The following is a 23,143-nucleotide window of genomic DNA, read 5'->3' as shown; positions in this document are numbered from 1 at the left end:
CCGATTTCTTTCACGTGGTCGGGAGCGGCCATCACCTCGGTCAGCGCCCCGAGTGGACAGGTGGGGGCGACGGTGCCCGGCAACGCGACTCCCGGTAGCTACACCGTCGCGGGCAGCTGCACGAACGCGCGGACCGGCAATCCGCTGACCGGGAGCGCGACCTTCCGCGTGACCGGGACCGTGACCACGGCGCCGCCGACGACGAAGGTGCCTCCGACCACGAAACCGACCGTCCCCGTGACCACCCCGACCATCCCGACCAGACCGGGCACGACCACCACGCCGGTCACCACGACGACTCCGCACACGACGACGCCACCGTCCACAACGGACACTCCCCCGCCGACGGACGTCCCCTCGACGAGCAGCACCCCGCCTGGGCCGAACGATCTGGTCCTCGACCGGCCGAGCGTGCAGCCCGGCGACGAACTGTCCGCGACCGGCAAGGGTTGCGTTCCCGGCGCGCCCGTCACCCTGACGTCGGACGGCGACCGGGTCGGCCATGCCTACGCCGACGGCACCGGCGCCTTCACCGCGGCCGTCGAGTTCACCCGGATCGAGGCGGGCAAGCACATCGTCGTCGCCGACTGCGGCGTACGGTTGACCGGCGCCGTCGAGCAGGTCGTGACCAGTTCGTCCGGCGGGCACAGCAGCACCCTGGTGGTGCTGGTGTTCTTCGTGCTGGCCGGGATCACCGTGCTGCGCTTCCCCTGAGGTCAGCGGGGCGGCCGCATCGCCGCGAAGACCAGGAGCAACGCGGCGAGGAAGAGTGCGGCGACAGCCAGATCGATCAGGAAGCCGACGACGAGTCCGGTGATCATCGCTCACTCCTGGCTCGACCGTGCGGCTTCGCGACGGCGCGCGTACAGGCTGGTGAACGAAACCGTGACAAGGACGGCGATGATCACCCCCAGTGAGACGGGTGTGGGCACCTGCGGCACCCCCGGCCAGATCCCGTGTGCCCAGTGCAGCACCAGTTTCACCCCGATGAAGGCGAGGATGATCGCGAGGCCGTGGTTCAGGTGGACCAGTTTCGCCAGCGCCGAATGAAGCACGAAGTAGAGCGCGCGCAGGCCCAGCAGGGCGAAGGCGTTGGTCGCGAAGACGAGATACGGGTCCTCAGTGATGCCGTAGACGGCGGGCACCGAATCGACCGCGAACACCACGTCGGTGGCGAAGACGGCGACGACCACCACGGCCAGCGGCGTGAGCGCACGGCGCCCGTTTTCGCGCACGGTCAGCCGGGTACCGCGGTAGTCGTCGGTGACCGGCATCAGCCTGCGCAACAACCGGACCGACCGCAGCTTCGAGAGATCCATCTCGCTTTCGCCGTCCGACATGGCCTCACGCAGGATCTTGACCGCGGAGGCCAACAGGATCGCGCCGAACACGAGGAACGCCCAGGTGCCCGCCGACAGCATCGCCGCCCCGGCCGCGATGAACACTCCTCGCAGCACCAGCGCGCCCACGATGCCGTACAGCAGCACACGTTGCTGCACGGCGGACGGGACCGCGAAGGCTGCGAGCAGCAACATGAAGACGAACAGGTTGTCGACCGACAAGGACTTCTCGACGACGAAGCCCGTCATGAACTCGAGCGCCTGCCCACCGCCGAATTCGAGCCACAGCCAGAGGCCGAACACCACCGGGAGCGCGAGGTAGAAGACCGACCAGCCGACGGCCTCCCGCATCGACACCTCGTGGGGACGTCGGGTGACGGCGAAATCGGCGACGAGCAGTGCCAGCAGGGCGGCGATGCTGATCGCCCACAACCCCGGCGATCCCACGGCGACGCTTGACTCGGGCATGGAGCCTCCTCGAACTCGAAGTTCGAGGTCTCCTTCACCCGTCGGGCGGCCTCCCGGGGACACCGGCGGAGTGTCCGTACTGACCGGGCAGACCCTTGAGAAGTACTCCCCTCGTCGTCACAGTATGCCATTTGGTAAAGAGATGTTAAAGACGGATCAGGCCGGGCCGTCCCGCAGCACGCCGCGCACCGCGTCGACGGACAGGTCGTCCCACGGGAATTCGGCCATCCACCAGGTCGCTCCCGCCCGCTCGTAGGGTGCGAGGTCCGTGCCCGCGGGGACGCCGATCGCGAAGTCGTACGGCTTCCGGTCGTCTTCACGCAGCGCCGTGATCGTCTCGACCGTCTCGGCGAACTCGTCCGCGCTCGGCAGGTGCACCGGGAAGAACCCGTCGTAGCGAGCAGCCCTCCGCATCGGCTTCTGCTTCCCCGGGAAACCCGCCAGCCACACGGGAACCGGGCGCGCCGGCGTCGGGAGGAACGTGATGTCGTCGACCGTGTAATGCACGCCGTGGTGCCGCACCGGCTCACCGGACCAGGCGGCCGTGAGGATCTCGAGCGACTCGTCCAGCATCTCGCCGCGTTTGCGGTCGTCCGGCTCGTCGCCGGTCTTGGAGAACTCGCCACCGAAACGGTCGCTGCCGAGACCGGCACCGAGGATCAGCCTGCCGCCGCTCAACCGGTCGAGCGTGACCGTCTCGCGGGCGAGTTTGACCGGGCGACGGCGGGCGAGCGGCGTGACCATCGGGCCGAAGACGAGGTTCTCGGTGGCGGACGCGACGGCGGCGAGGGTGATCCACGGGTCGGCGATCGCGCGCACCGGCTCGCGCCAGCGAACGTGATCCCAGACGAACAGGCCGTGCCAGCCCGCTTCTTCGGCCTCGGCGGCGAGCCGGGTGATGACCACCGGGTCGGCCAGTTCGTCGAAGATCGGCAACCAGAGTGCTGAGCGCAGGTCCATTGTGTGACCGTACGAGTGAACCGGGCTTTCGCAACGCCTTCCCCAAGTACATGAAGGCCCCCTTCCTGTACCTAGGCGCAAGCAAGGGGTCCTTCATGTACCTCAGACGACCCCGCAACCAGTCGACTACTTGCGACTTGACACCACCACCCAACCCACTACAGTTCAACCCCTTGGTTGAATACACTCGTCGCGGGAGAGAATCGATGACCGACCTGACGATCACCCGCCTCCTCGACGCGCCCCGCGAGCTCGCCTTCCGGGTGTGGACCGATCCGGACCATCTCGCCCGCTGGTGGGGCCCGGCCGGGTTCAGCACCAAGTCCTGCACGGTCAACCTCACCGAGGGCGGCCGCTGGCGGGTCTGCGTCAGTGACGGCGAGACCGACCTGTGGGCCTCGGGGGTCTACCACGAGATCGTCCCGCCGGAGCGGCTCGTCTTCAGTTTCGCCTGGGAGGAGCCGGAAGGCGCGCGGAGCCACGACACCCTCGTCACGATCGTCCTCTCCGACCGGGGTGGCAAAACCGAAATGACCTTCCACCAAGCGATCTTCGAGACCGTGACGGAGCGCGACGAGCACGTCGACGGCTGGCAGTCCTGTTTCGACTGCCTCGCCACCTATCTCGCGGAGACGCGCTGACCCACGTCCCGCAGCACCTCACGGGCCCGCGCCACCCCGTCCTCCTCGCGCAGCCGCGCGGCGACGTACTGCGCCCCGCGGCGGAACAGGAGGTTACCGGACAACTCCAGCAGTCGCGTGGTCAAGGCGTCCGCGGTGACTTCCCGTAACGGCAGCGGGCGCGGGCCCGCGCCGAGGCGGTACACGCGGTCTCCCCAGTAGGGCTGGTCGGAGAAGACCGGGCAGACCAGCGCCGGGACACCTGCCCGCAACGCCGCCGCGGTCGTGCCCGCGCCGCCGTGATGCACCACCGCCGCGGTGCGCGGGAACAACCACGCGTGCGGGACGTCCTGGACCGTCAACAGATCGTCGTCGGCGTACTCGGCATCGGTACCGAGAAGACCCCGGAGCCCGACTCGGCGCAACGCCGTGCGGACGGCGGCGAAGGTCCGCTCCGCCTCCGACGGCCGCATGCTGCCGAAACCGACGTACACCGGCGGCGGCCCCGAAGCGAGGAAGTCGCGCAGGCGCGGGTCCGGCCTCCACGTGGCGGGAGCATCGAGGAACCAGTATCCGGTGACGTGGACCCTGGTGGGCCAATCTTTCGGCCGGGGCACGACGGCGTCGGAAAACCCGCACAGCACCGGGGTTTCCTTCCGACAGGGGCCGCGCACCCCGGCCGCGGGCAGTCCGAGCGAGTGCTCGCGCCAGCGGTCCACCTCGGGGCGCAGCACCTGCCAGGCGACGCTGTCGACGGCGTGGAAGCTCAGCCGCCGTCCGCACGGACCGAGCCTGGAAGACCACGGCAGCAACGGATGCGCGAACGCCCGGGTCGGCACGCTGGGCTGGTAGTGCAGTTCGACGTCGGGCACGCCGAGCGAGGCACCCAGGTGCGCGCCCAGGAAACCCAGTGTCGGGGCGAGCACGAGATCCGCCCCGGACGCTCCTTTGTGGACATCCGCCAGCAAACGTTCCATCACAGGAGCCAGCGCGCCCCGCAGCCCGCGCAGGAACGTCGCGGGATTACGCCCGCCCTCGGTCCATTCGCGTCCCCCGTCCGAACCGAGGACGTCGCCCGGATCGGCCGAAAGCGGCGCGAAGTCCAGACCGTGGCCGGTCACCAGCGTCCGGAATCGCTCCGCCGCCAGCACCCGCACACGATCGCCGTCGACGGCCAGACCACGGCCCAAGGCGATACACGGCTGGACGTCGCCGCGCGAACCGGGAGCGACGATCACGACGAGCCGGCTCATCGCTTCGCCGCGGTCAGCCGATAACGGAGCCGGAACGGCAGGTTCGCCAGCACCGCCGCGATCCGCGCGTCCCGGCCGACCAGATACCGCGGTGCCGGACGGCGAGCGGTCAGCGCGTGGACGACGACCCGCGCGGCCTGTTCCGGCGGGACACCGTTCCGCGCGGAACGCTCCGCACTGCGTTCCGCCTCGTCCAATTGCGCCGCATACCTTTCCCGCGCGACCTCCGGCAACGCGGCGCGCACCTCCGCGGCGGCGACGCGAGCGCGTGGCCAGATCGACGTGGCGACCGCGCCGGGCTCCACGAGGACCACGCCGATCCCGGACGGCGCCAGTTCGGCGCGCAGACTGTCGGTCAAGCCGACCAAGGCGAACTTCGACGTGTGATACGGCCCGACCATCGGCCCGGCGATACGCCCGCCCATCGACCCGACCGTCACCACCCGGGCGCCGGGCGCGGCACGCAACGCGGGCAACATCGCCTGCGTGACGGCGAGCTGACCGGTGACATTGACCTCCAACTGCTGCCGGAAGTCCTCGAGCGGGACATGTTCCAGCGGTCCAGGGCGGGCCATCCCGGCGTTGTTCACCAGGCCCCGCAACGGTCCCGCCGCCGCGACCTTCTCGCCGCACGCCGCGATCGACGCCGCGTCCCGGAGGTCCATCCGCAGCACGGAGACCGCTTCGCCGTACACGCGGGCGATCTCGGTCTCGTCCGCGTCGGTGCGCACACTGGCCCAGACGTGGGCGCCGCGCCGGACGAGTTCGGCCACGCAGGCCCGCCCGATCCCGCTCGAAGCCCCGGTGACCACAAAGGACGGACGAGTCACGACGCCTCCCCCGCCTTCACCGGCGCCGACAGCGCGCGCAGCATCCGAGGCCAGGTCTTGTGCAACTGGTCCTGCCAGTACGCCCAGTGGTGCGTACCCGGCCCGTAGAAATCCGTCATGACCGGGACACCGAGGCGGCTCAGCCGGTCCGCCATCGCGGTGGTCTGGCCGGAGCACAGGAATTCGAGCAGCATCGCGCCGGGCAGCACGTCGACCGGGAGCTTGCCGTCGAACGGTCCCGGCAGGCCGTTGCCCGTCGACAGGTACAGCTCGGTGCCGCGCAGGCGATCGGCGTTCACCAGCGGATCGTGCGCGTCCCAGCGGGACGCCTGGCGCCGCCGGTCGCCCCAGAGCGCCTCGGGATCCTGCCGGGCCGAGGCGACGATCGCGCTGGTCAGCAGCTCGCCGTACGGGCCGGTCGGGTTGAGGTTGCCGCTGAACGACCCGGCGAACCGGAACACCCCCGGCCGCCGGGCGGCGAGTTCCACCGCGCCGTATCCGCCGAGCGAGAGCCCGGCCGCCACCCGCCTGCCGTCGCCGCGATAGCCACGATCGATCAGCTGCGGGATCTCGACCGCGGTGAACGTCTCCCACTGATTGAGGACGACGTCCTTGCCGTAATTCCACCAGTCGGAAAAGAACCCCGCGGAACCGGAACCCGGCATCACCACCAGCGCGCCGGCATCGTCGGCGAGCTTCCGGATGTCGGTGTTCGCGGTCCACCCGCGGTAGTCCTGCAGTCGCGTCTCCCCGGCGAGCAGGTAGACGGCAGGCCACTTCCGGTCCGGTTCGGTGTCCCATCCCGACGGCAGGATCACCCGGACCATCGCGTAACTCCCGACGCCGACCGAGCGCACGGTGAGGTCCAGCATCCGCGGATCACCGTCCACAGTGGTCTGGGCGACGACGTGCGAGCCGTCGTCGGCCCGGGCGTCCGGGACACCGCTCTCGGCCAGTGCCGGGGCGGCGGCGACGCTCGGCAGCGAGCACGTCACGGCCGCCAGCAGCGCGACGGCCCGCAGCCGCCTCGAAGTAATGCGCATACGTAATCCTTTGTCCCGGTCGTTCGACAGAATTCGAAAATGTGACGGCGATTACCCGCAAAAGAAATCCGGAGGTGCCGACACGTTAAGCGGAAGAGCCCCCTCCGAGCAATTGTCCTGCCCACATTCCGGGAGGACAATGTGAATGCCAGGGAAACAAGAAATGCGTCCACCTCCCCCATCAGGGTGACCCAGCGCTCACGGACGGTGAGCGACACTGGCACGGTGGTACCAAACTGGCGCACGCACCTGCGGAAAGCTCGGAAGTCGCAGGTCACACCCAGTACACGAAGGACATTTACGTTCTCTTGATACCTTCCGGTATTCGATTTCCCGCCGTAGCCTTCGTCGTGCCGCCCAGGTTCGGCGTCCGCTGACGCGACCCTGGCGCCTGCGTCCCACCGAAGGGACCGCGACCCCATCAGGACCCTTCCGAAAGGGCTATTCATGGCTGCCCGAATTCGCGCGCTCGTCGTCTCCGCCGCCGCGGTGGCGACCATTTCCGGCCTGCCCGGAGAATCGATTCAGGCGGCCGCGGCGCCGCCTCCGCCCGCCGTTCCGCCTGCCGCCCTCCTGCCGCCGGAGACCGTGCCGAAGGCGTCCGCGCGCGACGGTTTCGACCTGGGCACGGCGCTGTCCACCTCGGACCGTGAGGAGAGCCGGATCGACGTCGGAGGCTGCGAAGACGTCGTCCACGGCAGGCTGGTCGGCTCCACCGCCACCGGTCAGGGTTTCCAGTCCGCCGTGCCCGGCGGGCAGGTCTCCGAACTCGTAGCGCGTACGACGAACCCGCCCGACCTGACGGCGTGGGCCGCGCAGGCCGTGCAGTGCTCGAAGGTGACGGTCGACGACGCGGCCGGTACCGCGGTGTCGACCGTCACCGTCCACCCCGCGCCCGCCGTCCAGGGCGCGAAAACCCTTTCGTACCAACAACTCCTGACGCTACCCGGACAGCCCCCCGAGCTGCCAGGACTGCGCCTGCGCACCGTCGCCATCGCCGCCGACGACGTGCTGGTCGTGCTTCGTGACGCCGGAACCACCGGCCTCGATCTCGACGCCCTCGCCGTCGCCGCCTGGCAGCACGCCGCCGGACCGCTCGGCCGCTGAACCCCGCACCAACCTTGCCGAACCCCGAGGAGACGCCATGTCCCTGGCCCCTGAAAACCTGCCCGCCACGGCCGGCACCACCCTCCCCGCCTGCCTCCGGCATTGGGCGGACACCGACGGCGATCGGCCCGCGCTGACCTTCGCCGACTTCGCGACCGATCGCGCCGGGCGGCGGAAGACCCTGACTTGGCGGCAACTCCAGGACCGCGTCGACGGCGTCGCGGGGGCACTCTCCGTCCGGCCTGGTGACCGGGTGGCCGTGCTATGCCCGCAGAGCGCGGACTACGTCGTCGGTTTCCTCGGCGCGATCACCGCGGGCGCGATCGCCGTGCCGCTGTTCGACCCCGGACTGCCGGGGCACGCCGGACGGCTCGCCGCGGTGCTGACCGACTGCTCCCCTGCCGCCGTGGTCACCACCGCCGCGGCCGAGGACGCGGTCCGCGAGTTCCTCGTCGGACTGCCCGGCGGCGAACACGTCGCCGTCGTCGCGGTCGACCAGCCCGCCGAAGGCCCCGCGTGGCCGGCCCCGGCCGCGGCGCCGGAGGACGTGGCCTACCTCCAGTACACGTCCGGTTCGACCCGCACCCCGGCCGGCGTGGTGCTGACCCACGAGAACGTGCTGGCCAACGTCAGGCAGGCCGTGCACGGGCTCGGCATCGACCCGGCTGGCAGCACCGTGTCGTGGCTGCCGCTGTTCCACGACATGGGTCTCGTGCTCGGCCTGATCACGCCGCTGGCGATGGGCATGCGGTCCGTGCTGATGGATCCGCTCGCCTTCATCGAACGCCCGGTCCGCTGGCTGGAGTTGCTGAGCGACCACAAGGGAAGCTGGAGTGCCGCGCCGAACTTCGCCTTCCACTACAGCGCGACCCGGGTGCGCGAAGAGGACCGCGCCCGGCTCCGCCTCGACCGCGTCGCCGCGATCGTCAACGGCGCCGAACCGATCAACCCCGGCGTACTGGACCGGTTCCACGCCGCGTTCGCCGATTCCGGGTACACGCCGGACAAGACCCGGCCCGCCTACGGCCTCGCCGAGGCGACCGTCTTCGTCACGACCGGACCCGGCGTGCCGCCGCGGGTCACCACGTTCGACCGCGCCGCGCTCGGGGCTGGCGTCGCGCGGCAGGCCGACGACGGCCTCAAGCTCGTCGCCTGCGGTGTCCCCGTCGGCCAGCACGTCGCGCTGGTCGACCCGGAAACCGGTGTCGCGCTGGAAGACGGCTCGGTCGGCGAAATCTGGGTCCACGGTCCCAACGTCGGCACCGGCTACTGGCAGAAACCCTTGGAGAGCACCGAGACCTTCGGCGCCCGGCTGACCGGTGATCACCCGGGACTCCCCGAGTGGCCCTGGCTCCGTACCGGCGACCTCGGCGTCCGGTACGACGGCGAGGTCTACATCGCCGGCCGCATCAAGGACCTGCTCATCGTCGACGGTCGCAACCACTATCCGCAGGACGTCGAAGCGACCGCCGCCTCGGCCGATCACGACATCCGCCCCGGCAGTGTCGCCTCGTTCGCAGTCGAAGGCACCGACACCGAAGCCGCGGTCATCGTCGCCGAACACCGCGGCCACAGTGAACTGACCACCGAGGACGAACGAGCCCTCGCCGCCTCGATCCGGCGGCTCGTCTCCGACGCGCACGGCCTTTCCCTGCGTGACGTCGTGCTCGTCCCGGCGGGACTGGTCCCGCGCACCTCCAGCGGCAAGATCGCGCGCAGCGCCTGCCGCGACCGTTACCTCGCAGGCGACTACGGAAAGGCCCTGGTGCGATGAGAAACCCGACGCTCGACACCCCCGCACTGCGCCGCTGGCTGCTCGATACCGTCGCCGAGCACATCGGCGTGGACGCCGCCCGGCTCGAAACCGACCGTCCGCTCAGTGACTACGGCCTGTCCTCCCGTCAGGCCGTCGGCATCGCCGCGGATCTCGAAGACCTGCTCGGCACGCCGCTCCCGGCGACCCTGCTGTGGGAAAGCCCGACCCTCGACCACCTCGCCCGCTCCCTCACCGGCGGCACCGAACCGGAACCGGAGGTGACCGGCACGGACCGTCGCCGGACCGATCCGATCGCCGTCGTCGGCCTCGGCTGCCGCTGGCCGGGCGCGAACGGTCTCGAAGAGTTCTGGGACCTGCTGAGCAGCGGGCGGGACGCCGTCCGGACCGCGCCACCCGGACGGTGGACCGCGGCCGCGGCCCCGATCGTCGGCGGATTCCTGGACGACGTCGCCGGTTTCGACGCCGATCACTTCGGCATAACCCCGCGCGAGGCGTCCACAATGGACCCACAGCAGCGGATGCTCCTGGAGGTCGCCTGGGCTGCACTGGAGCACGCCGGGATCGCCCCGGTTTCCCTGCGCGGCAGCCGGACCGGCGTGTTCACCGGGATCTCCACCCACGACTACGGGCACCTCACGATGGCGGGCGGCGAGGTGGACCTGTGGACGGCCACCGGCGCGGCCGGGAGCATCTCGGCCAATCGACTGTCCTACATCTACGACCTGCGCGGGCCGAGTATGGCGGTGGACACCGCCTGCTCCTCGTCGCTGGTCGCGGTGCACCACGCGGTGCGCGCGCTGCGCGACGGCGAGGCCGATCTCGCACTGGCCGGCGGGGTGAACCTCATGCTGCTGCCCGGACCGACGGCCGCGTTCGCGGCGGCGGGCCTGCTCGCCGAGGACGGTCGCTGCAAGACGTTCGCCGCGGGCGCCGACGGCATCGCGCGTGCGGAAGGCTGCGGCGTCATCGTGCTCAAGCGACTGGCGGACGCGGAGTACGACGGCGACCGGGTGCTCGCGGTGATCCGCTCCACCGCGGTCAACTCCGACGGCCGATCCCAAGGCCTGGCGGCGCCGAATCCCGTCGCCCAGCAGGACATGCTGCGCACGGCGTACCACGGCGCCCGGCTCGATCCGTCCACTGTGGACTACGTCGAGGCGCACGGCACCGGCACCCTGCTCGGCGACCCGATCGAGGCCCGCTCGCTCGGCGCCGTCCTCGGCAAGGACCGGCCGGCCGACGCCCCGTTGCTGATCGGTTCGGTGAAGACGAACATCGCGCACGCGGAGGCGGCCGCCGGGATCGCCGGGCTGATCAAGGTCGTGCTCGCGATGACCCACGACGAACTGCCGCCCCAGCTGCACTTCGCCGCGCCCAACCCGCACATCCCGTTCGACGACCTGCGCCTGAAGGTGGTGACCGAACCGACGCCTTGGCCGCGCCGGTCCGGCCGCGCCACGGCCGGAGTGTCCGCGTTCGGCTTCGGCGGGACCAACGCGCACGTCGTCCTCGAACAGGCCCCGGTGCTGGAACCGGCGCCGGACCGCGCGGACGTCCGGATCGGACTGCTGTCGGCCCGCACCCGCGACCGTCTCACCGAACGGGCGACGCAACTGGCGAACTGGCTGGAATCCACGTCACCGCTCTCTCTCGCCGACGTCACGCACACGCTGTTCCGGCGGGACAACGGCGGGCCGCATCGCGCCGCCGTCGTCGCCGGGGACACCGCGGAACTGGCGGTGCTGCTGCGTGCCGTCGGCTCCGGCGCCGATCCGCTGCCCGCGGGCGCGGCCGTCGGAACCTCCCGGACCACCGACGGGCCAGTGTTCGTGTTCTCCGGTCACGGCTCCCAGTGGCCTGGCATGGGTCTCGGCTTGCTGGCCGCCGAGCCCGCGTTCGCCGCACAGGTCGACAAACTCGGTGATCTGTTCACCGAACACACCGGCCGCTCGCTGCGTTCCCTGCTCACCACCGGGGATCCGTTGCCCTTGCCCGAAACCCAGGCGGCGATCTTCGGGACGCAGATCGCGCTGGCCGCGCAGTGGGAGGCGCTCGGAGTGCGGCCGTCGGCCGTCATCGGGCACTCACTGGGTTCCGCGGCCGCCGCTGTGGTGAGCGGCGTGCTCACCCCCGACGAGGCCGTCCACCTGGTCGCGACCCGTGCCCGGCTCCTGGGCACGATCGGTCCGGGAGGAGCGATGGCGGCGGTGGAACTGGCGCCGGAGGAACTCGAGCTGTACCCCGATATCGAACTCGCCGTCGAATCCGCGCCGGGTCAGTTGACCGTGGCCGGGGACGCGACCGTCCTCGACCTGCTCGTCGCGGAACTCGAGGCCGCCGGGCTCACCGCGCGACGGCTGCCGGTCGAGGTCGCCGGGCACTCCGCTCGCGTCGACCCCGTCCTTCCCGCGCTCCGGGAGGCGCTCGCCGAACTGGGCGGACGCCGTCCGACGGTGCCTTGGTACGACACGGTTTCGACCGATCCGACGGATCCGCCGGACTTCGACGCCGGGTACTGGGCCGCGCATCTGCGCCGTCCGGTGCGGTTCCGGCAGGCCGTGGCGGCAGCCGCCGCGGACGGGCACCGCGTCTTCGTCGAGGTCTCACCGCATCCGATCCTGCGGGGATCGGTGGCGCGGACGCTCGCGGCCGAGGGCATTCACGACGCCGTCGTCACCGGAACCCTGCGCCGGGGCCAGGACGAGGTCCGCGCGCTGGGCGCCGCAGCGGCCGAACTCTACTGCGCGGGAACGCGGATCACCCCCGCCGATCCGGATGACGGCGCCCGCCTCGTCGACGTCCCGCCGATGCCGTGGCGGCACGAGCGGCACTGGTACACCTCCACCGAGGAGCCGCCGTCGTTCGCGACGCGCACGACCGAACCCGAACCTGTCCGGAGCACCGGCGGGAACCGGCTGACCGAGATCGTCGCGGCCGTCATGGGCTTGCGCGCCGACCGCATCGACGCGGACGTCCCACTCGTCGAACTCGGGCTGGATTCCCTGATGGCGAACCGGATCCGGGAGGCCGTCCGCCGGGAGTTCGGCACCGAACCCGACGCCGCCAGTGTGCTCCGGGGCGCCACGCTCGCCGACCTCAGCCGCGATCTCGCGCCGCGCGAGGACGAGGATCCGCTTCCCGCCCGGGGTCGTGCCTGGGACGCGGCGGACCGGCTGGTGCTGCGCCTGTGGCAGGAGCACACCGGGTCCGACGCGGGTGGCACGCATGTCCGACTGACCGAGACCGGTACCCCGGATCGGCTGGCCGAACTGCTCGCCGAGGGGCTCAGCACCGAACTCGCCACCCCGGTCGACGCCGCCGAACTCCGGCGGCACGATTCGCTCGCGGCCATCGCCGATGTCGCCCGTGCCGTCCTCGACACGCGGGAGGAACAGGGACCCGTACACGTCCTGGCGTCCGGCGAGGACGGGGTCGCGCCGCTGCTGCTGTTCCACCCCGGCGGCAGCACGTGCACCGTCTACCGGCCGCTGCTGGACCGGCTGCCCACCTCGGTGCCGTGCATCGGCTTCGAACGCGTTCCCGGTGTCAGTATCGAGGAACGTGTCGAACAACTGCTGCCGCTGGTGCGGGCGCACCGTCGCGACCGGCCGTACCGGCTGGCGGGCTGGTCGTTCGGCGGAGCGCTGGCCTACGGCGTCGCCGCGCGGCTCGCGGAGGAAGGCGAGGAGGTCGAGTTCGTCGCGCTGATCGACACCATGCTCCCGCTGCCGGAGCCGGACCTCGATCCGCGGGCGTCGTCCGCCCGGCGATTCCTGCGGTTCACCGGCTACGTCGAAGGGACCTACGGCCGCGAAGTCCAATTAGGACATGAGGAACTCGCGCCACTGCCCGAAGAGGAGCAGATCGAGCTGACCATGCGGCGGGTCGCCGAGGCGGGTTTGCTCAGTCCCGGTGTGCTCCGACACCAGCGTCAGTCCTTTTTGGACACGCTGGCGGCCGAACGCGGTACGCCCCGCCGCTACGACGGCCGGGTCGTGCTGTACCGGGCTGTCGAGCAGTACGCGGCCGGACTGGCGATGGAACCGCGTTATTCCCGCACGGATCTCGCGGCGGGTTGGGCGGACCTGTGCCCCGGCCTGGAGATCGTGCCGATCGAAGCCCATCACCTGTCGGTCGTCGACCCGCCGCACGTCGACGTCGTGGCGAGGCATCTGGCGGGACTCCTGTGACCACGGCCCGGGCCGAGCGAGCGGTCGACCGCGCCTGGCCGCTGCTGGCGGTGCTCGGCGCCGGGCTCTTCCTCGTGGCGGTCGACGCGACCGTCCTACACGTCGCGTTGCCCGACCTCGTCCGCGACCTGCGGCCCGGTGCGGTGGCGCAGGTGTGGATCGTGGCGATCTACCCGCTGACCGCCGCGCCACTGCTGCTGCCTTTCGGCACCCTCGGCGACCGGTACGGACGGCGACGTGTGCTGGTCACCGGGTACGTCGTGTTCGGGATCGCGTCGCTCGGGTGCGCGTTCGCGCCGAACGTCCCGGTGCTGCTGGGCTTCCGCGCGGTGCTCGGGGTGGGCGGCGCGATGATCATGCCGGTGACGATGTCGCTGCTCCGGGAACTGTTCCCGGAGCAGCGGCGTCGCCGCACGGCGATCGCGGTGTGCAGTGGGATCGCGGGCACCGGCTCGGTGTTCGGGCCGATCCTCGGCGGGGTGCTCGTCGAAACGTGGGGCTGGCGCGCCACGTTCCTGCTGAATCCGCCGGTGATCCTGGCCGCGGTGGTGCTCGCGTTGCGGTGGCTGCCCCGGAACCCGCCGGGACGGCGACCGTGGGACGCGCTCAGCGCGGGTCTCGCGGCGGGCGGTGTCCTCGGCATCGCGTTCGCCGTCGGCCAGCCGGGTTCCTGGCTCCCAGCCGTCGCTTCGGGCGTGACCGGCTGTGTCCTCATCGGACTGTTCCTGCGCCGTCAGCGCCGGACCGATCCGCCGTTGCTCGACCTCACGTTGTTCCGCCTTCCCGGAGTACGTGCCGCCGTCGGTGGGGTACTGCTGGTGATGAGCACTCTCGTCGGCCTCGGCCTGCTGTTCGCCCAGTACCTGCAAGTGGTGCTCGGCCTCTCCCCGACAGCTGCCGCCGCCCGGCTGCTCCTGGTGCTCGGCGCGTCGGCCGTCGGCAGCGTCGTGACGCCTTCGCTGCTGGAGCGGTTCGGCAACGCCCGCGTCCGGACGGCCGGATTCGCCGTCGCGGCGGTGTCGCTGCTGGTCCCGGCGGCTGGCTCGGCCGCGCTGACGTCACCGGTGGTGCTCGGGGCCGGGCTGGCGGGATTGGGACTGGGCATGGCACTCGCGCTCACTTCGAGCACCGACACCCTGCTTTCGGCGACGTCCGCGGACCAGGCCGGGGGCGCCGCGGCGGTGGAGAAGACCGGCTACGAACTGGGCGCGGGTTTCGGGACGACCGTGTTCGGGTCACTGGCGGCCGCCGTGTACGCGGGACACCTGGCCGTCCCGTCCGGCGTTTCCGAACCGGCACGGCGACTCGCCCTGTCCGGGCCGGCGCAAGCGGAAACCGCCGCCTCGGGCCTCACGCCGCGTTTAGCCGACGAGTTGCTCGAAGCCGCGCGAGCCGCTTGCACCACCGGACTCCAGGTGTCCGCGGCCGTCGCTTGTGGACTGTTCGTCCTGGCCGTGCTCGTCAGCGCGGGCGCGCCTCGTCGGTGAACTGCTCGGCGTACTCGCCGGTCGGCGGGATCTGCTGGATCACGTCGATCAGCACGCCGTTGGGGTCGGCGACGATGAAGTGCCGCTGCCCGAACTCCTCGCTGCGCAAGGAAAGCGCCTCGGTCAGGCCCGCCTCGACGACCAGCCGCCGGTGCTCGGCGTCGACGTCGTCGACCTCGAAGTTCAGCAACAGCCCCTGGACCGGTCTGCCGAACCCGCCGGGGATGGTGCCGTGGCCCGGCGCGAGGATCGCGAGCTCCCACTCGCCGCGCTTGAGGCTGACGTACCAATCGGCCTCGAAGGTGAGCTCGAAGCCGAAGTGACCGCAGTAGAAGTCGCGCGTCTCGGTGAGCCGCTCGGTCATGAGGACGGGATAGAAGCTGGTCAGTCGCATGACGCCACCTAGTCTCAGTAACAATACCGACCGTCGGTTTGTTTCTTCGAAGTTAGCCAACCGACGGTCGGTATGTCAAGATTCGGGCATGGCCCGCACGAAACAGCAGCAGCGCGAAGAGACAATGGAGGCGTTGACCGCCACCGCACGCCGTCTGTTCGCCGAGCACGGCTACGGCAACGTCGGACTGGAGACCATCGCCCAGACCGCGGGCGTGAGCAAAGGCGCGCTCTACCACCACTTCAGCAGCAAAGCGGACCTGTTCCGGCACGTCCTCTCCACCGTGCAACACGACGTCGGCGAGCAGGTCGCGCAGGCCGCGGATTCCGCGCCGGACCCGTGGACGGGACTGCTAGCGGGCTGCCGCGCCTTCCTCGCCGCGGCGACCGATCCGGAGATCCAGCAGATCATGCTGCTGGACGGCCCATCCGTCCTGGGCTGGCAAGACTGGCGAGAACTCGACGACGAGTCCTCCGCCCGGCACCTCGCCGAAGCGCTGACCGGACTGATGACCGACGGCGTCCTGGCGAAGCGACCGGTGGAACCGTTGGTACGCCTGCTTTCCGGTGCGATGAACGAGGCCGCCGTCTGGCTCGCCCACTCCCCCGACCCGAAGTCCGACCTCTCCGCGACGATGGACACGCTCACGCCGATGCTCGAGTCCCTGCGCTGACCAGGGTCGGATTCGCCGCGTGTTCTCCGCCCAGTCACGCGTGTTGTCCATCCAGACACGCGAAACCGCCACCCGAACACCAGCAGTACGTACCTAAGACACGGTCGGCCCTATCCGTCCTGCCACTCACGACCTACCCGGCCGACGGGTGACTCAGGTGTTGAGCACGGCCGCCACCCCAGGTGTCGCGAAAGCCACTTTCGCGACACCTGATGTCCCGAAAGTGGCTTTCGCGACACAGCCACCCGGCAGTCGCGACGCGGCCTTCACGGACCGAACCCGCGACCAACCACACCCCGAACCCAGTAGGTACCTAAGACACTTTCGTCCCTCCAGACACAGAAACCCACACCCGCGCAACGCAAAAGGCCCCGTCTCGAAAGACGGGGCCTTGCTTGCTGTGGGCGATACTGGGATCGAACCAGTGACCTCTTCGGTGTGAACGAAGCGCTCTCCCCCTGAGCTAATCGCCCGCGGTACGAACTCCGGTTCACCGGGGAAGTGAACCTGGTGCGCGATACTGGGATTGAACCAGTGACCTCTTCCGTGTCAGGGAAGCGCTCTCCCGCTGAGCTAAACGCGCGTGATGAAGTTGTTCGTACGGGAGCTAGCTTAGCGGACCCGTTTCCGGGCCCGCACAGGGGTTCCCCTTCTCGATCGAAACCCAGGCAGGTCAGGGTTTCGGCAGCCGCGAAGCGACCGAGCCCGCGATCGCCTTGGTCCGGTCGCAGGAACTCCCGCTCCCCTCCCGGGCGAGCAGCCGGACGGCGACGTGCTCGACCTCGCGGTCGGTCAGCGGGCGGTGCCGCCAGGTCACGACGCAGTTCGAGTCCCCGAATTCCCGGATGTCGCCGGTGACGCCATTGCCGAGGTCGACAGGCGACCCTTCGGGCGCGTAGGCGCCCCGCTGCAACTCGACGGTCAGCATGTCCCCGCCGCCCTGCCACTCGCAGATCCGCAGCGTCCGCGGAACGGGTTGCGTGTTGGGCATGTTCTTGCCGAGCACCGCCTGATCGGCGACCGCGCACGGGTCGAGCGGGAGCAGGCTCGCCGGGTCACCGGCGCGGTCGACCTCGTGCGTGCGCAGCCGGGTGAGAGCCGCGGTCAGCAGGTCGGCGGCGGCCTTGCAGGGGTCACCGTCCCGGCTCGGGTGGGAGACGATCACGCCGAGCCGTCGATCCGCCGGAAGCTGGACCACCGAGTCGCATCCGCCGCTGATCGTGCTGCGCAGCAACGGAAGGCCCTCGGCGGCCCGGTCGGTCCGCTCGAGGCTGCTGGTGGTCACACCTTCGCCGAGCTTGACCTCGAAGGAGACGTCGTCGAGGCCGGTGTACTTGCAGCGCGCCGGGTAGATCGGATCCGTTTCCGGCTTCAGGGTGCCGAACTCCTGCACGAACCGGCCGGCGAGCACCTTGCACGGATCGGCGAGGCGCAGCCGGTCCGGGCTGAGCGCCTCGGACGCCGCCAGCGACGTCGCTCCGGGGTCCTGGGGTTTGGCGTAGTCGGCGATGGAGAGGCTGAGCGCGACGATTCCCGCGACGACGAGCAGGACGACCCCGGCGAGCGCGCCGAACAGGATCTTCTTCGTCCGTGGCGCCATCTTCTTCGTCGGCGGCCGCCAGATCGGCAGCGGCAGGGCCAGCACCGACCGTACCTCGGCGTCCTGCTGCTGGATCCGGGCGTGCACGGCGGGCGGCCAGGGAGCGGCAGCCGGTGGCACCGGACCGAGGAAGTCGAGGATCTGTTCCGGGGTCGGCCTCCGTGCGGGGTCTTTGGCCAGGCACGGCTCGGCGAGCTGCCGGATCTCCGCCGGGGCATCGGCGAAGTCCGCGGCGGCGTGAACGACGTTATACAGCGTCTGCGGTGCGGTCGGGCCGGTGAAGGGACCGCGTCCGGTCGCGGCCATGACCAGGATCGCGCCGAGGGAGAACACGTCGCTCGCCCCGGTGACCTGCCCGCTACCCGCCTGCTCCGGCGACATGAACGCGGGTGACCCGATGATCGCGCCCGTTCCGGTGAGGTCCTGCACCTCCTCCGCCACTCGCGCGATGCCGAAGTCGATCACCCTGGGCCCGTCACTCGTCAGGATGATGTTGCTGGGCTTGAGGTCCCGGTGGATCAGACCGGCGCGGTGGATCTCGGTCAGCGCGGCCGCGAGCCCGGACGCCAGCAGGCGCACCGACTCGGCGGGTAGCGGTCCGGTCGCGTCCACTGCTTCCTTCAAGGACGGTCCGGTGACGAAGACCGACGCGAGCCACGGAGTTTCCGCCTCCGCGTCGGCGTCCATGACCGCGGCGGTGTAGGCGCCGGACACCAGACGTGAGGTGGCGACCTCACGCCGGAACCGTTCACGGAAGCGCGGATCGTGAGCGAACTGGGCGTGCAACTGCTTGACCGCGACGAGCCTGCCGTCCGGCGCGAGGCCCAGCACGACCCGGCCCATGCCGCCTTCGCCGATCTCGGCGATGATCCGGTACGGGCCGATCTGCCGGGGTTCGGCGGGGTTCAACGGTTTCACTGGCCAGCCCTAGGGTTTCGGAAGTTTCGGCAACAGTGCCTCGGCGAAGCCCTTGGCCTTCTCGCACGCCTCGTCGGCGGTCATCTTCGTCCCGCTGGTGCCGACGGCCAGCTCGACGTTCTCCCCGTCACGGTCGCTGACGGACCGGTGCTGCCAGGTCAGCGAACAGCTGGAGCGAGCGACGCCGTCGTCCTTCTTCGCCAGGTACACCTTGGTACCGCCGAGATCCAGGGTGGCGGAACCCGTGTAGTACGAGTCCTTCGTCTGCTGTGGCGGGTAGGCGCGCACGAGGCTCACCCGGACACTGCCCGCCGCGTCGTACCAGCATTGGTGCAGATGCTCGCGAACCGTTTCGATCACCGGCCCGATCAGCCGGTCCGTGGTCGCGGGGCCGACCAGCGCGCACGGGTCCAGCGGCGCGAGCGTGCCCGCTGGAAGCTCGCGATCTTGGCCACCGGCCCGGATCCGTTTGACCGCGTCGGTGAGCGCCGCCTTCACGACCGAGCATGCCTCGTCCTTTGTGGACATCGCGTTCACCTCGGTGCTGAGTTTCGTGTTCGGCAGCCCGGTGACGGGGACCGCGACCGCACACGAGTCGTCGGACCCCTTGACGCGCAGAGGAAGCCCCTCCAGCTCGCCACCCGCTTCACCTTCGATCAGGTCGCCACCGACCTTCAGATCCAGCCACTTGCCCGCGGGCGAGGAGTACGTGCACGAGTCGAAATGGATGTCGATCTCCGTGCTCAGCTTGCCGAACCCTGGCACGTCGCGCCCGTTGAGCACCTTGCACAGATTCACCCGGCGCAGATTGTCCGGGCCGAGCGGATCCTGGTTGACCGGGGTGGCGACCGGTTCGTCCGGCAGCTGCGGTGAACTCGGCGCGGCCACGGCCGGAGGCGGATCCTCCTTGTTCAACGAGATCGCCGTGATGACGCCACCGGCCAGCAGTACGACGGCGGCCGCGGCGAGTCCCGCGTATAGGCCCCGCCGGGACCGCTTCGGCAGAGGCGGGTTCAGCAGCCGCCGGACCTCGGCCTGCTGTGCCTCGATGAGGTGCGGCACCACCGGCGGCCACGGGCTGGTCGTCGGCGGGATCGGACCGAGCCGCTCCAGCACCCAGGCCGGGGACGGCCGGTCCGCCGGGTTCTTCGCCAGGCACGGCTCGACGATCTGCCGGAGCTCCGGCGGAAGGTGCCGCAGGTCGGGCTGGACGTGCACGACGTTGTACAGAGTGTGCGGAGTGGACGTTCCGGTGAAGGGATTCGTCCCGGTCGCGGCCATCACCAGCAGCGCGCCGAACGAGAACATGTCGCTCGCCGGAGTCAGCGGTTTGCCCTCGGCCTGCTCCGGCGACATGAACCCGGGCGAGCCGATGATCGCGCCGGTGTGCGTGAGCTCCGAGTCGCCTTCGACGGCGCGGGCGATCCCGAAGTCGATCACCCGGGGGCCGTCACCGGTGAGGATGACGTTGCTCGGCTTCAGGTCCCGGTGGATCAGCCCGGCGCGGTGGATGTCGCCCAGCGCCAGCGCGAGCCCCGCGGCGAGATGCCGGACCGCCATCGGCGGCAGCGGCCCGTCCGCGGTCACCGCCTCGGACAACGACGGTCCCGGCACGAACACCGAGGCCAGCCACGGGGTCGGCGCGTTCGGATCCGCGTCCATGACCGGGGCGGTGTACGCGCCGGAGACCAGACGCGACGTCTCGACCTCGCGGCGGAACCGCTCACGGAAGCCGGGATCGTGCGCGAATCCCGGGTGGACCTGCTTGATCGCGACCAGGCGCCCGTCGGAGGAGATCCCGAGCAGCACCCGGCCCATCCCGCCCTCTCCGAGCGCGGCGAACACCCGGTAGCGCCCCACGCCGGTGGGTTCGCCGGTGTTCAACGGCTTCACGAAGGCCCCCTTGTCCGGGGCGATGGTACAAAACCACCCGGAAGTGTCACGCAGCGCGTCGGTCCGCCCGGCCGAAGTCCTTGAGCCGGAGACTGTTGGACACGACGAGCACGGACGACAGTGACATCGCCGCCCCGGCGATCAGCGGGTTCAGCAGCCCCAGCGCGGCCAGCGGGATCGCGGCGACGTTGTAGCCGAACGCCCAGGCCAGGTTCCCCCTGATGATGCGCAGGGTGCGATCGGCGAGCCGGATGGCGTCGGGGACCACCCGCAGGTCTTCCCGGACCAGCACGATGTCGGCCGAGCGCAGCGCGATGTCGCTGCCCCGCGCCATCGCCATGCCGAGATCCGCGGTGGCCAGTGCCGGGCCGTCGTTGATCCCGTCGCCGACCATCGCGACCCGTGCTCCCCCGGCCCGCAGTTCCTCGATGACCTCGGCCTTCTCGGCTGGCAGGACGCCGGCGCGGACGTCGGAGACGCCGATCTCGTCCGCGACCAGCCTGGCGGCGGCCTCGTTGTCGCCGGTCAGCAGCACGGTCCGGAGTCCGAGCGCGTGCAGGGCTTCGACCGCGGCCTTCGCCGACGGCTTCACGACGTCCCGGATCACCAGATGCCCGGCGACCCGGCCGTCCACCGCGACGAGGATCGCCGTCGCGCCGTCTCGTTCGGCGTCGGCCAGCTTGTCCGCCACCTCGTCCGAGATGTCGATCTCCCGATCGCCGAAAAGCCGCGCGTTGACGACGAGGACCTCGTGCCCCTCGACCTCGCCCTTTGCGCCGAGCCCCGGCAACGCGCCGAATCCCTCGACCGGGGGCAGATCCGGCAGCTCGGCCCTCGCCGCGGTCACCACGGCGGCCGCGATGGCGTGTTCCGAACCGGCCTCGACGGCCCCGGCGAACCGCAGCACCTCAGGGAGGGTGAACCCGTCGGCGGGACGGCACGCGGTGACGGTCATCTTCCCCGTGGTGACGGTGCCGGTCTTGTCCAGCACCACGGTGTCCACCGTGCGGCTCGCTTCGAGCGCGTCCGGTCCCTTGATGAGAATGCCCAGCTGAGCACCGCGGCCGACGCCTGCCATGAGCGCGGTGGGCGTGGCCAGCCCGAGCGCGCACGGGCAGGCGATGATCAGGACGGCGACGGCCGCCGCGAAACCCTCGCGAGCGGGTGTCCCGGCGAGAAGCCACACCGCGAGCGTCAGCACGGCCACGCCGAGCACGGCGGGGACGAACACCGCGCAGATCCGGTCGACCAGGCGTTGCACCGCGGCCTTGCGGGCCTGCGCGCGTTCCGCCAGCGCGGTCATCTGGGCCAGCTGGGTGTGCGCACCGACCGCGGTCGCCCGCACGACCAGCCTGCCGTCCCGGTTCACCGAGGCGCCGATGAGCCGGTCCCCTTCGCCGACCTCCGCGGGAACCGGTTCGCCGGTCACCGCGCTGACGTCCACAGTGGACAGTCCACCGTGGACGACGCCGTCGGCGGCGATCGACTCCCCCGGTTTCACCACGAACAGGTCCCCGGCGGCCAGTTCGCCGATCGGGACCATCCGCTCGGCTCCGTCGCGCAGCACCCGGACGTCCTTGGCCGCCAAGGCGTCCAGCGCCGCCAGCAACCCGGCGGCGCTACGCCGGGACCGGCTTTCGAAGTACCGGCCCGCCAGCAGGAAGGTGGTCACGCCCGCGGCGACGTCGAGGTAGATCGCGTCCGCCCCGGCCGCCGTCGGGCCGAAACCGATCCAGTACCCGGGTTCGGCGCCACCGGCGAAAGCGGACCACGCCGACCACGCGAACGACGAGAGCACCCCCAGCGACACCAGTGTGTCCATACTGGACGAACGATGCCGGAGATTCCGCAGCGTGGCGCGGTGGAACGGCAGCGCGGACCAGAACACCACGGGAACGGCCAGTACGAGGCACAGCAGTTCCCAGCCGGGGAATCGCAGTCGCGGCACCAGGGCGAGGGTGATCGAGAGGTTCCCCAACGGGATCGCCAGCAGAGCGGCGACGACCAGCCGCCGCCGGAGATCGCGGACCCGTGCGAAGCCGGTGTCCGGATCCTCTTCCCCGCGGATCTCCGCCGTGTAGCCGGATTTGCGGACCCGCTCGATGAGGACGTCGTCGGCCAGCGCTTCGGGAACCTGCACGGTGGCGCGCTCGGTCGCGTAGTTCACCGACGCGCGGACACCGTCCATTTTGTTCAGCGTGCGCTCCACCCGCGCCGAACAAGCGGCGCAGGTCATCCCCGACACGGTCAGTTCCACCGTGCGGACGGCGGCCTCCGGCGCGGAAATCGTCATTTCGTGGCACTCCCAGGGATTCACCAGTGGTTCCTTGGTGGTGGAACAGGTGTCCCGAGGTGTCGCGAGGCAGATTACCGCCGCCGGGAACCGGGCCCGCCTCCGGCCCGACTACTGCGATGGTGGTGAGAACAGGTGTCCGCAACGGCGATCTCGCGTGTGCGGAGTTCAAGCACGCGAGTCGCGCCCTCCGTCCCGACGGCGAGGTCCTGGCAACGGGGCCAGTCACCGTACGTGACGTCTGAACCGTCCATACTGCGACGCGGGCCGTCAGATTCGCGGATCCGCGGTGTTCTG

At 70.6% G+C, this 23,143-nt stretch carries 17 protein-coding genes and 2 tRNA genes; 7 read left to right on the top strand and 12 right to left on the bottom strand.

Translation table 11 applies throughout. From position 1 onward, the window contains the following. Window positions 1-98: 98 nt before the first annotated feature. The gene (locus ACLARN_RS08980) at window positions 99-371 is read right to left on the bottom strand and encodes a hypothetical protein (RefSeq protein ID WP_409490843.1); all 273 of its coding nucleotides are present in this window, start codon (window positions 369-371) and stop codon (window positions 99-101) included. A gap of 40 nt (window positions 372-411) precedes the next feature. Between ACLARN_RS08980 and ACLARN_RS08975 the strand changes: the two genes are divergently transcribed. Further along, complete coding sequence (locus ACLARN_RS08975; RefSeq protein ID WP_409490842.1) at window positions 412-714, top strand: hypothetical protein; 303 nt, start codon at window positions 412-414, stop codon at window positions 712-714. A 110-nt stretch (window positions 715-824) separates the two neighbouring features. Here the strand turns inward: ACLARN_RS08975 and ACLARN_RS08970 are convergent, their stop codons facing one another. Both ACLARN_RS08970 and ACLARN_RS08965 read right to left on the bottom strand, forming a co-directional pair. Beyond that, window positions 825-1,808, bottom strand: coding sequence for a TerC/Alx family metal homeostasis membrane protein (locus ACLARN_RS08970; protein WP_409490841.1), 984 nt, complete (start codon window positions 1,806-1,808; stop codon window positions 825-827). A 156-nt stretch (window positions 1,809-1,964) separates the two neighbouring features. Continuing rightward, on the bottom strand, window positions 1,965-2,768 hold the full coding sequence (locus ACLARN_RS08965; RefSeq protein WP_409490840.1) for an LLM class flavin-dependent oxidoreductase: 804 nt from the start codon (window positions 2,766-2,768) through the stop codon (window positions 1,965-1,967). Window positions 2,769-2,974: 206 nt separating this feature from the next. Between ACLARN_RS08965 and ACLARN_RS08960 the strand changes: the two genes are divergently transcribed. Next, complete coding sequence (locus ACLARN_RS08960; RefSeq protein WP_409490839.1) at window positions 2,975-3,409, top strand: SRPBCC domain-containing protein; 435 nt, start codon at window positions 2,975-2,977, stop codon at window positions 3,407-3,409. On the opposite strand, the gene ACLARN_RS08955 is transcribed toward ACLARN_RS08960, so the two are convergent. From ACLARN_RS08955 to ACLARN_RS08945, 3 genes are read right to left on the bottom strand one after another with little or no spacing between them, the layout of a single operon-like run. Further along, window positions 3,388-4,641, bottom strand: coding sequence for a glycosyltransferase (locus ACLARN_RS08955; protein ID WP_409490838.1), 1,254 nt, complete (start codon window positions 4,639-4,641; stop codon window positions 3,388-3,390). The genes ACLARN_RS08960 and ACLARN_RS08955 overlap by 22 nt on opposite strands. Then, window positions 4,638-5,471: an SDR family NAD(P)-dependent oxidoreductase gene (locus tag ACLARN_RS08950; RefSeq protein WP_409490837.1), complete on the bottom strand. Its 834-nt coding sequence runs from the start codon at window positions 5,469-5,471 to the stop codon at window positions 4,638-4,640. Before ACLARN_RS08950 ends, ACLARN_RS08955 begins: the two co-directional genes overlap by 4 nt. After that, window positions 5,468-6,514: an alpha/beta hydrolase gene (locus ACLARN_RS08945; RefSeq protein ID WP_409490836.1), complete on the bottom strand. Its 1,047-nt coding sequence runs from the start codon at window positions 6,512-6,514 to the stop codon at window positions 5,468-5,470. Before ACLARN_RS08945 ends, ACLARN_RS08950 begins: the two co-directional genes overlap by 4 nt. A gap of 447 nt (window positions 6,515-6,961) precedes the next feature. On the opposite strand from ACLARN_RS08945, the gene ACLARN_RS08940 reads away from it, so the two are divergent. The 4 genes from ACLARN_RS08940 to ACLARN_RS08925 are packed head-to-tail and all read left to right on the top strand — an operon-like array spanning window position 6,962 to window position 15,075. Beyond that, entirely contained in the window at window positions 6,962-7,621 is a 660-nt protein-coding gene (locus ACLARN_RS08940) for a hypothetical protein (protein ID WP_409490835.1), read from the top strand. A gap of 37 nt (window positions 7,622-7,658) precedes the next feature. Continuing rightward, the gene (locus ACLARN_RS08935) at window positions 7,659-9,395 is read left to right on the top strand and encodes a fatty acyl-AMP ligase (protein ID WP_409490834.1); all 1,737 of its coding nucleotides are present in this window, start codon (window positions 7,659-7,661) and stop codon (window positions 9,393-9,395) included. Then, the gene (locus ACLARN_RS08930) at window positions 9,392-13,588 is read left to right on the top strand and encodes a beta-ketoacyl synthase N-terminal-like domain-containing protein (protein WP_409490833.1); all 4,197 of its coding nucleotides are present in this window, start codon (window positions 9,392-9,394) and stop codon (window positions 13,586-13,588) included. Before ACLARN_RS08935 ends, ACLARN_RS08930 begins: the two co-directional genes overlap by 4 nt. Beyond that, complete coding sequence (locus ACLARN_RS08925; protein ID WP_409490832.1) at window positions 13,585-15,075, top strand: MFS transporter; 1,491 nt, start codon at window positions 13,585-13,587, stop codon at window positions 15,073-15,075. The genes ACLARN_RS08930 and ACLARN_RS08925 overlap by 4 nt, the downstream gene beginning before the upstream one ends. Here the strand turns inward: ACLARN_RS08925 and ACLARN_RS08920 are convergent. After that, window positions 15,050-15,469 (bottom strand): VOC family protein, encoded by a 420-nt coding sequence (locus tag ACLARN_RS08920; RefSeq protein ID WP_409490831.1) that lies wholly within the window; start codon window positions 15,467-15,469, stop codon window positions 15,050-15,052. The genes ACLARN_RS08925 and ACLARN_RS08920 overlap by 26 nt on opposite strands. Window positions 15,470-15,557: 88 nt before the next feature. Here ACLARN_RS08920 and ACLARN_RS08915 point away from each other — a divergent pair, with 88 nt between their 5' ends. Then, window positions 15,558-16,142, top strand: coding sequence for a TetR/AcrR family transcriptional regulator (locus tag ACLARN_RS08915; RefSeq protein ID WP_409490830.1), 585 nt, complete (start codon window positions 15,558-15,560; stop codon window positions 16,140-16,142). Between the two features lie 401 nt (window positions 16,143-16,543). Here the strand turns inward: ACLARN_RS08915 and ACLARN_RS08910 are convergent. The 5 genes from ACLARN_RS08910 to ACLARN_RS08890 form a co-directional block, all read right to left on the bottom strand. Beyond that, a tRNA-Val gene (locus tag ACLARN_RS08910) sits at window positions 16,544-16,615 on the bottom strand. Between the two features lie 35 nt (window positions 16,616-16,650). Next, window positions 16,651-16,725, bottom strand: a tRNA-Val gene (locus ACLARN_RS08905). 90 nt (window positions 16,726-16,815) lie between these two features. Further along, window positions 16,816-18,660 (bottom strand): serine/threonine-protein kinase, encoded by a 1,845-nt coding sequence (locus tag ACLARN_RS08900; protein ID WP_409490829.1) that lies wholly within the window; start codon window positions 18,658-18,660, stop codon window positions 16,816-16,818. Window positions 18,661-18,669: 9 nt separating this feature from the next. Continuing rightward, window positions 18,670-20,553, bottom strand: a complete 1,884-nt coding sequence (locus tag ACLARN_RS08895; protein ID WP_409490828.1) for a serine/threonine-protein kinase — start codon at window positions 20,551-20,553, stop codon at window positions 18,670-18,672. Window positions 20,554-20,599: 46 nt separating this feature from the next. After that, complete coding sequence (locus tag ACLARN_RS08890; protein ID WP_409490827.1) at window positions 20,600-22,846, bottom strand: heavy metal translocating P-type ATPase; 2,247 nt, start codon at window positions 22,844-22,846, stop codon at window positions 20,600-20,602. Window positions 22,847-23,143: the final 297 nt, after the last annotated feature.

It is taken from the genome of Amycolatopsis sp. cmx-11-12 (genome assembly GCF_046269425.1).
Classification (GTDB): Bacteria; Actinomycetota; Actinomycetes; order Mycobacteriales; family Pseudonocardiaceae; genus Amycolatopsis.
The sequence above is the reverse complement of the archived record's forward strand: the minus strand, read 5'-3'. Positions and strand labels throughout refer to the sequence as shown.

Coding starts and splice junctions, on each gene's coding strand:
- ACLARN_RS08940 (WP_409490835.1), top strand. CDS start 6,962: ATGGCTGCCCGAATTCGCGCGCTCGTCGTCTCCGCCGCCGCGGTGGCG.
- ACLARN_RS08920 (WP_409490831.1), bottom strand. CDS start 15,469: ATGCGACTGACCAGCTTCTATCCCGTCCTCATGACCGAGCGGCTCACC.
- ACLARN_RS08915 (WP_409490830.1), top strand. CDS start 15,558: ATGGCCCGCACGAAACAGCAGCAGCGCGAAGAGACAATGGAGGCGTTG.
- ACLARN_RS08935 (WP_409490834.1), top strand. CDS start 7,659: ATGTCCCTGGCCCCTGAAAACCTGCCCGCCACGGCCGGCACCACCCTC.
- ACLARN_RS08965 (WP_409490840.1), bottom strand. CDS start 2,768: ATGGACCTGCGCTCAGCACTCTGGTTGCCGATCTTCGACGAACTGGCC.
- ACLARN_RS08890 (WP_409490827.1), bottom strand. CDS start 22,846: ATGACGATTTCCGCGCCGGAGGCCGCCGTCCGCACGGTGGAACTGACC.
- ACLARN_RS08970 (WP_409490841.1), bottom strand. CDS start 1,808: ATGCCCGAGTCAAGCGTCGCCGTGGGATCGCCGGGGTTGTGGGCGATC.
- ACLARN_RS08930 (WP_409490833.1), top strand. CDS start 9,392: ATGAGAAACCCGACGCTCGACACCCCCGCACTGCGCCGCTGGCTGCTC.
- ACLARN_RS08960 (WP_409490839.1), top strand. CDS start 2,975: ATGACCGACCTGACGATCACCCGCCTCCTCGACGCGCCCCGCGAGCTC.
- ACLARN_RS08955 (WP_409490838.1), bottom strand. CDS start 4,641: ATGAGCCGGCTCGTCGTGATCGTCGCTCCCGGTTCGCGCGGCGACGTC.
- ACLARN_RS08945 (WP_409490836.1), bottom strand. CDS start 6,514: ATGCGCATTACTTCGAGGCGGCTGCGGGCCGTCGCGCTGCTGGCGGCC.